General features: G+C 42.5%; 16 protein-coding genes and 1 pseudogene. 10 read left to right on the plus strand and 7 right to left on the minus strand.

Annotation, left to right across the window (positions count from 1 at the left end):
- Nucleotides 1–471: 471 nt before the first annotated feature.
- A pseudogene (rsmD, locus tag HMPREF3090_RS00355) lies at nucleotides 472–1035 on the minus strand (16S rRNA (guanine(966)-N(2))-methyltransferase RsmD); the annotation flags it as partial.
- A gap of 144 nt (nucleotides 1036–1179) precedes the next feature.
- On the opposite strand from rsmD, the gene HMPREF3090_RS00360 reads away from it, so the two are divergent.
- A complete protein-coding gene (locus tag HMPREF3090_RS00360; RefSeq protein WP_067972372.1) occupies nucleotides 1180–1911 on the plus strand; it encodes a gamma-glutamyl-gamma-aminobutyrate hydrolase family protein in 732 nt (243 codons plus the stop codon).
- Between the two features lie 513 nt (nucleotides 1912–2424).
- Here HMPREF3090_RS00360 and HMPREF3090_RS09895 read toward each other — a convergent pair.
- Both HMPREF3090_RS09895 and HMPREF3090_RS00370 read right to left on the minus strand, forming a co-directional pair.
- The gene (locus HMPREF3090_RS09895) at nucleotides 2425–3282 is read right to left on the minus strand and encodes an LPXTG cell wall anchor domain-containing protein (protein WP_180754583.1); all 858 of its coding nucleotides are present in this window, start codon (nucleotides 3280–3282) and stop codon (nucleotides 2425–2427) included.
- Between the two features lie 272 nt (nucleotides 3283–3554).
- A complete protein-coding gene (locus tag HMPREF3090_RS00370; protein ID WP_067972378.1) occupies nucleotides 3555–4637 on the minus strand; it encodes an LPXTG cell wall anchor domain-containing protein in 1083 nt (360 codons plus the stop codon).
- A gap of 679 nt (nucleotides 4638–5316) precedes the next feature.
- Here HMPREF3090_RS00370 and HMPREF3090_RS00375 point away from each other — a divergent pair.
- The 9 genes from HMPREF3090_RS00375 (at nucleotide 5317) to HMPREF3090_RS00415 (ending at nucleotide 9291) form a co-directional block, all read left to right on the plus strand.
- Nucleotides 5317–5559, plus strand: a complete 243-nt coding sequence (locus HMPREF3090_RS00375; protein ID WP_067972380.1) for a helix-turn-helix domain-containing protein — start codon at nucleotides 5317–5319, stop codon at nucleotides 5557–5559.
- Nucleotides 5560–5757: 198 nt separating this feature from the next.
- Nucleotides 5758–6000 carry a hypothetical protein gene (locus tag HMPREF3090_RS00380; protein WP_143485099.1) on the plus strand — a complete coding sequence of 81 codons (243 nt, stop codon included), beginning with the start codon at nucleotides 5758–5760 and terminating at the stop codon, nucleotides 5998–6000.
- A 169-nt stretch (nucleotides 6001–6169) separates the two neighbouring features.
- Nucleotides 6170–6655: a hypothetical protein gene (locus HMPREF3090_RS00385; RefSeq protein WP_067972387.1), complete on the plus strand. Its 486-nt coding sequence runs from the start codon at nucleotides 6170–6172 to the stop codon at nucleotides 6653–6655.
- Nucleotides 6656–6815: 160 nt separating this feature from the next.
- Complete coding sequence (locus HMPREF3090_RS00390; RefSeq protein ID WP_067972389.1) at nucleotides 6816–7319, plus strand: sigma-70 family RNA polymerase sigma factor; 504 nt, start codon at nucleotides 6816–6818, stop codon at nucleotides 7317–7319.
- Nucleotides 7320–7352: 33 nt separating this feature from the next.
- Nucleotides 7353–7583, plus strand: a complete 231-nt coding sequence (locus HMPREF3090_RS00395) for a DUF1659 domain-containing protein (RefSeq protein ID WP_070485684.1) — start codon at nucleotides 7353–7355, stop codon at nucleotides 7581–7583.
- A 22-nt stretch (nucleotides 7584–7605) separates the two neighbouring features.
- Nucleotides 7606–7857, plus strand: a complete 252-nt coding sequence (locus tag HMPREF3090_RS00400) for a DUF2922 domain-containing protein (RefSeq protein WP_067972395.1) — start codon at nucleotides 7606–7608, stop codon at nucleotides 7855–7857.
- 150 nt (nucleotides 7858–8007) lie between these two features.
- On the plus strand, nucleotides 8008–8274 hold the full coding sequence (locus tag HMPREF3090_RS00405; protein WP_067972398.1) for a hypothetical protein: 267 nt from the start codon (nucleotides 8008–8010) through the stop codon (nucleotides 8272–8274).
- Entirely contained in the window at nucleotides 8265–8498 is a 234-nt protein-coding gene (locus tag HMPREF3090_RS00410; RefSeq protein ID WP_067972401.1) for a phage holin, read from the plus strand. The genes HMPREF3090_RS00405 and HMPREF3090_RS00410 overlap by 10 nt, the downstream gene beginning before the upstream one ends.
- Nucleotides 8473–9291 (plus strand): CHAP domain-containing protein, encoded by an 819-nt coding sequence (locus HMPREF3090_RS00415; RefSeq protein WP_067972403.1) that lies wholly within the window; start codon nucleotides 8473–8475, stop codon nucleotides 9289–9291. Before HMPREF3090_RS00410 ends, HMPREF3090_RS00415 begins: the two co-directional genes overlap by 26 nt.
- 397 nt (nucleotides 9292–9688) lie before the next feature.
- On the opposite strand, the gene HMPREF3090_RS00420 is transcribed toward HMPREF3090_RS00415, so the two are convergent.
- The 4 genes from HMPREF3090_RS00420 to HMPREF3090_RS10045 all read right to left on the minus strand — a co-directional run.
- Nucleotides 9689–10792, minus strand: a complete 1104-nt coding sequence (locus HMPREF3090_RS00420; protein WP_070485686.1) for a hypothetical protein — start codon at nucleotides 10790–10792, stop codon at nucleotides 9689–9691.
- Nucleotides 10779–11294, minus strand: coding sequence for a signal peptidase I (locus tag HMPREF3090_RS00425; protein ID WP_158444724.1), 516 nt, complete (start codon nucleotides 11292–11294; stop codon nucleotides 10779–10781). The genes HMPREF3090_RS00420 and HMPREF3090_RS00425 overlap by 14 nt, the downstream gene beginning before the upstream one ends.
- Nucleotides 11295–11322: 28 nt before the next feature.
- The gene (locus HMPREF3090_RS00430) at nucleotides 11323–11898 is read right to left on the minus strand and encodes a hypothetical protein (RefSeq protein WP_067972413.1); all 576 of its coding nucleotides are present in this window, start codon (nucleotides 11896–11898) and stop codon (nucleotides 11323–11325) included.
- A gap of 249 nt (nucleotides 11899–12147) precedes the next feature.
- Nucleotides 12148–12296, minus strand: a 149-nt coding sequence (locus HMPREF3090_RS10045) for an LPXTG cell wall anchor domain-containing protein (RefSeq protein ID WP_148130122.1), incomplete at its 5' end; no start/stop codon positions are given.

Genomic DNA, 12296 nt, shown 5'->3' on the forward strand with positions numbered 1-12296 from the left:
GCTAACGATCAAACTCGAGCTCCACTCCTGCTCACAACATGATTTTCTAAAATTATTTATATAACTAGTTAAAATCATTGATGGATTCTTTTGAATGGAGAAGAGAAAACAGAAATTCTGGCGGCTTAGAATTCTGCTACTTGTAAACAGAGGCTTTGTTTGAAAGTTCACTGCCTGCTACTTGTAAACAAGGGCCCTGTTTGAAAGTTAACCACATTCTACTTGTAAACAAAAGGCTTGTTTGAAAGCTCGCCGCCTGCTACTTATAAAGAAGGGCTTTGTTTGAAAGTTCGCCCCCAATTCAAAACAATTCAATCGAGCTGACTTCTACTTCCACTCCTTGACAACAAAAAAGGCTGGGACAGGGATCCCGAGCCTTTTACACGTCTTAATTTAACAATGAATATGCTATCTAAATGTGTCAACCCGTTAATTATGAATCGAAGTGGAACGCATGCTCACCGTTCAACCTTAGCCCCTATACCGATACGTGACCAGCCGGGTGATGCCCATGGTGACGTCCTGCCAGCCTTCTAAGTGGCCGATGGTTTGAGGGAGGTCGTCTTCTTTGCCGAGTTCGCAGAGGATGATGGCGTCGTCGGCCAGGCAGTCCAGCTCTTGGAATTCTTCTAGGATTTCCAGTAATTTTTGGCCCTCATAGGGTGGGTCGAGGAGGACCAGGTCGAAGCGGAGGTCAGCGTTTCCCTCTAACAATTGCTTGAGGCCGCGCCGGTTGTCGCCGCGCAGGAGCTCGTAGCGGTCGGTCAGGCGGAGGGTCTCCACGTTGTCCTGGATGGTGGCTTGGGCCTTGCGATTGTTCTCGAAGGCATAGATCTTTTCGATCCCCCGTGATAGGGCCTCGATACCAAGGGCACCCGACCCCGCGTAGAAGTCCAGTCCAATGCCCCCATTAAAATATGGCCCGATACGATTGAACATGGATTCCTTGATCTTATCCGTTGTCGGACGGGTGTTCTTGCCCGGTACTGCCTTGAGTCGTCGGCCACCCATTTCGCCTGCAATCACTCGCATGTCAAAATTCCCCCTTTTGAATCAATTCTTCTCCTTCAAATTCTAACCGAAAATCACAAGCAGGTAAAGCGGCTTCGCTTGAATTTTCATTCAATTAATCATATAATTATCCACAACTGTTTATTCATTTGGAAAGGATGACGACAAATGACCAAACCTATCATTGGCATTCCAATGAATCGGCTGACGAGTGACGACGAACATTACACCGGCCTGCCGATTTTTTATACACATGAAGGCTTTCCCAAGGGCCTGATCAAGGCTGGTGGGACGCCGATCTTCTTCCCGCTGACGCAAAAGGCGGAAACGGAATACTACCTGGACCTCGTCGATGCCGTCATCTTCACCGGAGGCCAGGACCTGTCGCCCCACCTCTACGGCGAAGAGCCGGGCTTCAAGCTCCAGAATATCTCCCACGAGCGGGATATCTTCGAGATGGCGGTCTTCCACTCGGCCTGGAAGCGCAAACTTCCGATTCTCGGCGTCTGTCGGGGCATGCAGCTGATGAACGTTAGCCTGGGCGGGTCCCTCTACCAAGACCTGAGCGAGAACCCCGACGTCCGCATCCAGCACGTGCAAAAGTCGGCCACCAACATCGCCACCCACAGCATCCGCGTCAAGGCCAACTCCTGGATCAGCCAGTCCTACTTCGACGGCGACCTGGTCAACTCCTACCACCACCAAGGTGTCAAAAAAGTCGCCGACGCCCTCCAAGCCACCGCCTGGAGCCCAGACGGCGTCGTCGAAGCTATCGAAGCCAAAGACGACGACCACTTCGCAGTCGGCGTCCAATTCCACCCCGAATGGCACCACGCCCACGGACCATCCGAAGACTTCTTTAAGGGCTTTATTGATACCATTAAAGAACTCAAGAAATAACACTGATCAGCCGAGTTGTGCATGCTCGAAAATAATTGATAGATCTATGATTATTGTGCGATTATTTCCAAGATATCAATAAAATGCGAACAGGCTGCATTCAAAATAAAATCTATTGATCAACAAGCTAGCAAGGCGGGCCTGCCTTGCTAGCTTTTTCCTTATGGGGAAAGGATTTGGATGGCAACTTGCGAATGGAGGCTGGGTTTGCAAATTGGATTAGGGCTACTTGCGAATAGGGCTGTTGTTTGCAAGTAGATCGGCGGTAACTTGCGAATGACCCTCCCCTTTGCAAGTAAGACAATTGCAACTCGCAAATGCCCCCTCTGTTTGCAAGTAGAGCACCAGCTACTTGCGAATGCCCCTCCCCTTCGCAAGTTCGCCGCCACTGCCGAAGACCAACCACCCTCCTTTCACCCAAAGCCATAAAAAAAGACAAGAGCCGGAGCCCTTGCCTATCTCGTCCGATCATATCATGCTAAGGTTTTCGCTTCTTATTCAATTAAGAAAGAATTATTTTTCTTCTTTCTTCTTACCGAATACTAAAGCAGTACCAGCAGAAGCTAAGGCTAAGCCTAATACAGCAGGAGCTGCAGAAGCTACGGCACCAGTCTTAGGTAAGGTAGATTTAGCTTTCTTAGCAGCTTCTTTCTTACCGTTAGCTTTAACAGCGTCAGCTTTCTTAGCCGCTACTTTCTTGTCGGCAGCTTTTTTAGCGTCTGCTTTGGCAGCTGGTTTAACAGCTTTCTTGTCAACAGCTTTTTTATCTTCTACTTTAGCGTCTTTCTTAGGATCTGCTTTCTTGTCTTCTTTCTTAGGTTCTGCTTTTTTGTCTTCTTTAGCAGCTTTTTCTACGAAGCTGAAAGTTGGAGTCCATTTACCTGAAGCAGTTTGAACAGCATCAACATGGTTGTTAACTTGTGCTAATGCAGTGCCTTCTAATTTAGAACGGTCTAACATTGCTTGACCAATTTCGATAGCTTTTTCTTTAGTTTCTGCTTCGTATTCGTATGGTGAATAGTTAGGATCTTCAGCTTTAACTTCTTCTTGTTGTTCTACAGCTGGTTTACCAGATACACTTGTAGGAACGCCATCAGCGTCTACAGATGTTTTGAATTGGTTTGAAGCATCAGGTGTTGCAGCAGGTTTGTCTGCTGGTTTGTCTGTAGGAGTGTCAGCTGGTTTGTCAGTGTTAGTATCTGCTGGGTTAACGTCTGCGTTGCCACCAAGAATGATGTTACCGTCTTTGTCAACTGGAGCAGTGTAAGCTGGAGCAGCTTCAGCAACTTGTAAGCTAGTTGCAAATAATGCCCCTGCGGCAGCGGTAGTAGCGACTGATGTTAATAAAACTTTTTTGAAGTTCATATTCATACATCCTCTCATAAGATAAAATTTTTATTCGGCGAACCCAGGACACGACCTTGGCTCTTGCCTAGTTCAAATCATACCCCATTGTCGATTACAAGAGAAAGAAAAATCTTCTAGGAAAATTCACAATCAGATGAAAGCTTGATTCTACCGCATTTCATAAATAATCAAATATTTCGATATATAAGAAGAATAAAAAAGGCAAGAGCCGAAGCCCTTGCCTATCTCGTTCGATCATATTTAGCTAAGTGTCATTCGATTTAAAAGGGAAAGACTTATTTGTCTTCTTTCTTCTTACCAAATGCGAAGGCAGTACCAACAGAAGCTAAGGCTAAGCCTAATACAGCAGGAGCTGCAGAAGCTACGGCACCAGTCTTAGGTAAAGTAGATTTAGCTTTCTTAGCAGCTTCTTTCTTAGCTACATCTTTGTTACCGTTAGCTTTAACAGCTTCAGATTTCTTAGCCGCTACTTTCTTATCAGCAGCAACTTGTTTGTCTGATTTGCCAGCTTTTTTGTTGTCTTTCTTGTCTTCAGCCTTAGGATCTTCTTTTCCAGCTTCTGATTTGTTGTCTTTCTTATCTTCAGCCTTAGGATCTTTCTTATCTTCGGCTTTTTCGTCTTTCTTGTCTGCAGGCTTCTTGTTATCTTCTTCAGCTGGAGTTTCTTCTTTTTCTACAAAGCTGAAGCTTGGCGTCCATTTACCTGAAGCAGTTTGAACAGCATCAACATGGTTGTTAACTTGTGCTAAAGCAGTTCCTTCTAATTTAGAACGTTTAAGCATAGCTTCACCAATTTCGATAGCAGCTTCTTTAGTTTCTGCTTCATATTCATATGGTGATTCTGGTAATTCATTCTTAGTATCTACATTAGGTGAAATAACATAGTGATATGTTTTTTCGCCATTTGTCATAGATTCAGAAATTTTAATTTCTGCACCTTCAACGTAAGTAGGGTCATTCTTAGCAGCTTCTTCTGCTTCTTGTGCAGTAGCATAGCCCTTTTCGTTTTGAGCGGTATCAACTTTTCCAGTTTCTGGTTTAGTTTCTGGAGTTGTAGTAGTGTTTTCTTCACTTCCAGGAGTTTCGAACATTACATCAGGAACTGGTGCATTGTTAGAAGGTTTAGTTTCTGCTTCTTGAGCAGATTTTTGTAAGTTTTCTTCAACTTGTTTTTGTGCAGCTTTACGAGCAGCAGCTTGTTCAGGAGTTTCTTCTGGTAATACTGGAACACCATCTGCATTAGTTTCTGGTGTAAATGCTGGAGCTGCTTGTGCAACGTCAGCGTTAGCTGCAAAGAATGCACCTGCAGCAGCAGTTGTAGCAACTGATGTTAATAGAACTTTTTTCAAGTTTTTCATAGATATTTCCTCCTTGACTTTAGTCAAAAATTTCTAGTAACGATTACTTAATGTAGAGTTTAAATTCAGTAATGAATTTGTTCCTCTCCCTACACACCCTTAGTATAACGTAAAATTCTAAATTAGTCACATAAAAATCATAAATAATTCATGAAACTTGTTATTTTTTTCTTTCCTGTTCCTAATTTTGAAGATTTACTATTACATTAAGAGCACCATAACATTGACTGAACCAATCTTATGTACATGACGAGTTTAATGCATATCGAATTAAAAAGCAAGCTAATCTTCACCTTTTCTTCACTTTCTGAAGCCTTTTCATCTTTTCATTCCTGAATAGATAAAATTTACTCCTGAACAGTCTGAAAAAATTAAGAGAGTAACACTGAAATAAATAATTAAAACCATTAATTGTTCATATTGGATTAACTTTGACTATAAACTTTTAGAATAATTCATAAGAGTCGCTTTATAAAGGAGCGCTATACTTCTATTTTTGATATCCTAATGCTCAAAAAGTGAGCAAATATTCACTATTTTTATACATTGGTTATATGATTCCTTGAAAATAATTTTGGTTTTAGCTATATTAAATTTAAGCGCGCTTTATAATGTCGTATAGCTTATGAATTATTGATGTCTCATTATCAGAAACTGATTGAATGGAGGACCTTTTAATATGAAATTTTCCATTAAAGCTTGCCGAATTAACTGCGGGCTTTCAGCAGAAACTGTTGCCGATTTTTGTGGAATCCATGTTCAGACTTTACGTCGCTATGAGCGGGACAGCAGTTCCATGCCTTGTCAGGTGCTCGAAAACTTGTGCTATCTCTACCAGATGGAGAAGGAACACATCTACTTGGGATCCGCCGACGAACTCGTCGTGACAATCAATTCAATTCGAGGCGAACGTGTGCTCTAGTATCTCCTATGCTCATTAATTCTCAAATAATGAGTCAAAATATTGCTTTTATACGCTATTTTCAATCCTTACATCAACACCTAGGAGGTTCAATTGATGATTAAGCATATCTGCCCTAGCCCCCAAACGTCTTATTTTCGGATTAAGAAAACCAGTAATTACTCGGTGATAGACAATGATTTTCTACATCGCTCCGATTTGTCCTGGAAAGCAAAAGGTATCTTGGCCTACTTGCTCTCCCTCCCTGATGATTGGGTGATCCGAATAGAAACAGTTAAGGCTCAGGCCACTGACGGAAAAACTTCTTTTCGTAGTGGTTGGACGGAGCTAGTCAAACAGGGTTATATCGAACGCAATCCCGTTCGTAACGGAGCTGGCCAGCGCATTAAATACTGGGAAACTGTTGTCTACGAACGCCCTCTCTACCGAATGGGACGTTAAACAAAAGCTTGATACTTGCAAGCCTATATCTAGGTTTCCAGTAACTAGGAAAGCTAGTTACTGGAAACCAGCGACTACTAAGTACTAAGTAACAAAATACTAATTAACAAAAGACTAATTATACAATTACGTATTGATAAAATTAATTAAATTAATCAAGGAGGCCCAAATGAACGAAGATCTTTTCTTGGTAGACAGCGAAAAATTTATCGAACGCTTGCTTTTTGCTCAAACCATCACGCAAATCGAAAATCTCGAAGAAGTTATTCTAGCGGACTATCCCACGACGAGTGACCTCGCACTCGGCCTAGTGGAATGCTTCTATGATCTTGAGACGGAGATCCATCTTCCTCTCATCGAGAAGCGAATTGGGGAAGCTTTCGTCCAGCTCTACACCCTATCTCGCCTGACTAAGATCAAGCTTGAGCTCTCCTACCGCTATGTGGAGGGACTTTCAGTCAATCGCGAGCTCGGACTCCTAGTTAAGGAGCTACGTAACGAAGGCCTGATCTACCACCCTCTTAACCACTTGCTCTACGCCTTGTGGTCCATGACAGAGACGGTATTTGACCTCAGCTTCCCAGAAACTATTTACGCCTACGCCAGAGGACTAGCCCCTGAATCCCCCGCTGAATTCCGACCGTCACTGGGCTAGACCACTAATTATCGACTAGCTTGCAGGTTATCGACAGGATAACCTGCTTTTTTTATGCTCACTTTTGATACAAATTTGCTAAAAAGGAGCTAATGCAAAAGCGACAGGGCTCCCTTATCATAAAGTTAGACCACATGACCTGACCAAGAAAGGAGCCCCTATGTCTGATTCAACTGCTATCCTTGACCAGTTTACGCCTCTTTTCCACCACGTACTCGCTCGCTTCTCCATTGCACCCTATCACGCAGACTACGAAGACTTGCTCCAGGAACTCCGACTCAAAGCCCTTAAGGTTGCTGAAGCTTTCGAGGGAGATATTCTCCAGTCGGACCGCTTCCGCTTTACAGCTTACCTCAAACGAGCCTTGTCCTGGTACTGCCTAGATCTCTTACGTCGTTTACCACAGGCTGCCAGTTCCCTAGAGGAGCTCCACTACCTCAAGGACGAGGCCCAGCGTGAATACTCTCTAGAAGTCCAAGTTTTTCTATCTCATGCCAAAAAGTTACTTACTACCAAAGAATACCAGACAGTCCTTCACTTACAAGCTGGCCACTCTCTCGCCAGCATCGCCGAAGCTGATGGCGTATCTCGCCAAGCCGTACATTCCAGACTCAAAAATATCCGCCAGAAACTTCTTCCCCTAGCTCACATTCTTCGACCTTGACATTCACTCAGCATTTTTCGTTCTTAAGGTGTCATGCATGACATCAGAAAAAAGGAGGAAACAAAAATTAAATCATTTGAAAGCGCCCGTCTGCAACTCATCGGCTTCGATACCGAGGAGGGTAAGGACAAGAAAATCCATATCAACAACTTAAAAGAAGCTGTGACAAGTGAAGAGGCAAATGCAGTTAAAGAAGCCTACAACAGCCTGTCAACCTACGACATTTTCGGTGTTGCAGAAATTGTCACTAACGTATTTGCTTAAGATTTAAAAGGAGGAATATAAGATGCCAGAAGTGACACAAAATCTTGAACTCAATTTCAAGAACTCACTCGGAAAGTCGACTCGAATCAGCATCGCTAATCCACGCTTGGACGTTACAGCAGAGCAAGCTCAAGCTGCTATTGAAACTATCGCTGGAGCAGAAGCCTTCGTAACACCAGAGGGCACCATTGTCTATGATGAAGCGGTCTCCGCTCGCTATGTCACTCGCCAAGTTGACGAAGTTTATGTAGCTGGAGAAGAACCTCTAGCCTAGGTCCACTCGCTCAGGCCTCGCTGGTATTCAGCGGGGCTTTTAATATCTGTTCCCCTATTTAATCCTGACAATCAGCCCACGACTTATAGTTTGTCCAGGAGCTCATGACTCTTCAATTTTATGCATTCTTATACCAGGAGGTACTAGCCTATGACAATTATTGAACTTGGAAGTTTGGCAGGAGCCATCTTAACCCTAGTAACTCTCATTCACCGCCTAGTTAAGTTGATTACTGCTATCCATGACCTCATTCAACGCATCGACAGTATTCAAGAAAGCTTAGACCAACAGCTCCGAGCCCGCCAAGAATTAGCCCAGGAAGTCGCTTGCCAGGGCTATCAGATTAAAATTCAGCAGGAAGCCATTCAGAAATTTAAAGCCGCTCTAAAAGAGATGGAGGTGGAGACATGTTCTTAAATAATGATGCCTACGACAAGGCTAAGTGGTTGGTCCTAATCTTCTTACCTGCTCTAGCAGTTCTCGTCAAAGGGATTGGCGAGGTCCTTTATTGGGATGCCGTTGACGTCTGGGTGACCCTTATCAACTTAGGAACTGCTTTTTTAGGAACGATATTACAAATTTCAAGTCATCATTATTATGGAGGAGGGAATGGCCATGGTCAGCAGCCAAGATATCCTTAATTGTGCTCGTAAGTATTTGGGTGTTCGCCAATGGTCCCCCACTCATAAAGATCTCATCGACCGCTACAACAGTATCTTGCCGCGTCCCGTTGGCTATACAATGACCTATGCCGATGACTGGTGCGACGCCTTCGTCACAGCAGTCGCTGATGAAGTCGGAGCTTCGCATCTTATCGGACGCGAATGTGGCGTCCAGCGTCACATCCATCGCTTCAACCAGCTAGGAATCTGGTTGGGACGAACTTATCCCAAATCGGCCGATATCATTAGCTTTGATTGGGATGGCGCCGGTTTTGCGGACCATATTGGCTTTGTCGAAAGTGTTTCAGCTGGTCAAATAACCACTATCGAAGGGAATTCTGCTAACATGGTAAGGCGAAATAGATATAGATGGAATGACTGGAGAATCAAAGGTTACGCCCGGCCTCACTATGGTTCAAATGCCAAACCTAGCGTCAAAGACTACGAATTAGCTAAAGAAGTCCTTGATGCCAAATGGGGCAACGGTAGCGACCGCATTCGTCGCCTCAAATCCGCTGGTCACAATCCGATAACTATCCAGCAGGCGGTTAATAACTTGGTCAAGTTACGTGACGCCAAAGAGGTCACCATCGCCCAGCACGCCACCCATTGGCAGACAGGTGAACGCATCCATCCTAAAGTTTTAGGTAAGACCTATAAGGTAGTTAATGAAAAGCCTGTCAAGCAGAGCCGCAGTCAGAAAGCTTACCTGCTTGCGACTCCAGGTGCGTACCTAGGTTGGCTTCTTGAGCAAGATGTTGCTTACCCTTAATCCTCACTCTGACTACTAGCGTATAAGAATAATAGAAAGCCGAGAGCCAGATTACATTCTCCTATCTCTGTCAAACAATAGATGGCAGGAGAAATAAGGAAGATGATCCGGCTCTTTTAATATTACTTAACTCTTATCTATTATCCCTCATTAACCAAGGTTTAATAGGATTTTTAATGGCTAATGAGACTTCATCTTTAGTAGTCTAACCATCTGATATAGTACAGTTCTGCTATAAATTGAGCAGATTAACCAAAAACATGAATTATTTGAAGTCACCTATTCTGTACCCTTAGAATTTCCAAGAAAAAACTCTATAGCAAGCCAAATGGCTCATTGATTCACTATAGAGACTTTTCTCATCAATCAATTTCGTTAATCATTGTCAGTCATTTTTTTAGTCTGATCCCCCTTCATCTTCGAATTCGATGACCTGCCATATATTCGGATTCTGGTCTGGAATATCATCGACCGAATAATCCGCTATTAATTGGTAAGGAATCTCCTTATAAACAACAATTTCTCCCTGGTGATATTCTTGCCCCTCTTTCCAGAGAGTTCCTTGATCAGCTTTAGGGGCATTGTCTTGAGGACTAGTATTTGGTTCTGATTGTTCAGGCTCTAATTTCTCCTCTTCTAATTTCTCCTCTTCTAATTTTTCCCAGATGTTGGGAAAGTCTGAAGGAAGTTCCCCCTGCGAACGATCAGCTGATAAGATATAGCGTTCATTGTTTAGGAGGACTTGATCGCCTTTATGATAAAGTTTATCTTCCTGCCATTCTTTCTCACCTTCTTCCTCCATCGAAAGACCAGCATATGGAGCGATGGACCAAGCTGTTCCTACAACTCGCCAAGGGTTATTCTCTAAATCTGGCTCAAAGTTACTATTTCCACTCACTGTACTTTCATACAACTTCCCTTTGTAAGAGACAATATCCCCTTCATTATAGAGAACATAGCGGAACCAAGGGTCAACGGTCCAAGTTTTGGGAAGGTGTTCCCAACGATTTGAATTTGGAGAGGGTGGCGTTTGAGTAATCGTATTAGGGTTGTGGGGAATACTCCCAGTGTAACGATAATATGCCTTATTAAATATAACGATATCGCCATTGTAATAATGGTGGAACCAGCGATATTCTGCCGTATTTTCACTATAGATCATCGGCTGAGCCCAGTTGGTATTCGGTTGCGTTGGATTAAAACGCTGGTCTGTTCGATCAATAGAATGAAGGGTTTCATAAACCAGTAAATTCTCATTATTATCTTCAACGATAACAATGGTCCCCTCTTCTATTCGATCTGGCCAAGTGTCAGGTGCATTGAGATCTAAGTAAATGACTTTGCGATTACTTAAATCTGAATAGATCCATTTGCCAATCACAACATTCCCTGTTTGGGATTGCGCTTGAGGATTCTCTAAATGACTTGACCAGTAAGCCCATATATTGGGAGTCAAAATAGTCATCAGGCCAAGAAGTAATAAGATTTTAATTTTTTTCATATCTTCTCTCCTCCCGACCGCTTATTCGACAAATTAACCAAACAATAACAGCAGATAGCGTCATTGTGCCGAGACCAACTTTTGACCTCAGAAACAGAACGACATGGCCTAATTTAGGGATCACATGGTTCGCTTGACCCAAAATTTGATTAGATTGAATTCCCCAGTAATCCCACAGTTTCTTGTCAGTGACGCTGAAAGGTTTTGTTTTAAAAATAATTTTTCCAGACTGACTCGTCTGTATATCTGCAATGGAATGCACCACATAAAAACGATCAGAAAGTTCAAAGGCAATGATATCGCCTGCCTGCAAGTCCTCTTGATCGACTGGCTCAACAATCACAATGTCACCAGGATAAAATTTAGGCTCCATCGAATCAGTTTTAACGATAAAAGGCTTAAAACCAAATGTATTAATAGCTAAATAGGGATCCAAGTGATTCACCGTAAAATAAAAACCTATAAAGAAGATGATAAGGAAAGCTAAAGCTTTCCTTATCATCTGAATGCATCGATATAACATAGCAAACCTATTCAACACTGAAGTTTAGGTTAACTAGGATATTTTTACCTACTATATCATCATACTGAGCTTTATCTCTAGGTTCAGTTAATGTAACCGTCACTCTAACCTCAACGGCTTCACCATCTGCTGTAATTTCTGCTGTGGATGGATCAATGGATAAGTTCACTAGCTCATTGTTTGCAGCTTGCGCCCCTTCAATTTCACCAGTTCCGGTAACACTCAGAGTACGATTGATCGCGTCATCTGCATCGATAATATTTTTATCACCAGATTCTTGCCATTTTACAGTATAGGTAACTTGGAAGCTTTCAACATTTTGTTCCGTACCTCCGACACTTACATTAGCTTTTCCTTGGGGAACTAATTTTTTCCCTTCATTTGCTAAAGTTTTGCTAACGTCTAATTGTGTCGCAATGGATTCCCCTTCACCAATCACAACTGTTTCTTGCTGTGACTGGTCATTGGGGCCACCTACATTACCGACCCAATAAGTATATACGCCACCAATGGTTACACCTAGTAAAAGAAATAATAGTAACCAAAGTAAAGATTTTTTCTTTTTATTTTCCTTTTCTTCCATTAATATTTTCCTCCTCATAAAAACTTTTATCTACTATTATATTTAGTATACCTAAGCATTTACATAAAAACAAGGAAATTTATGAATAAGTAGTTTCTATTATTGTAAAATTAATGGATATTTACAAAAAATAAAATCCGCCAATAACGCTGCCTTTTACAACGTTATTGACGGATTATTTTATTGGCTAGTTCTATAGCCTATTTTTATAGTTTTTATTATCTCCTTTCTTTTATTATAAACAATGCTCTATTTTCTCTTTCTTCTACCTAGTACTAAGCTACCAACACCTACAAATAGACTAACTGCAATTGCTCCAGCAGACATACCAGCCACTGCACCTGTTTGAGGTAAGCGGCTATTAGCAACTACACTTTGTTTTTCTTTTGCTTGCTTAC

Source organism: Aerococcus sp. HMSC23C02, assembly GCF_001806805.1.
GTDB classification, from domain to species: domain Bacteria; phylum Bacillota; class Bacilli; order Lactobacillales; family Aerococcaceae; genus Aerococcus; species Aerococcus sanguinicola.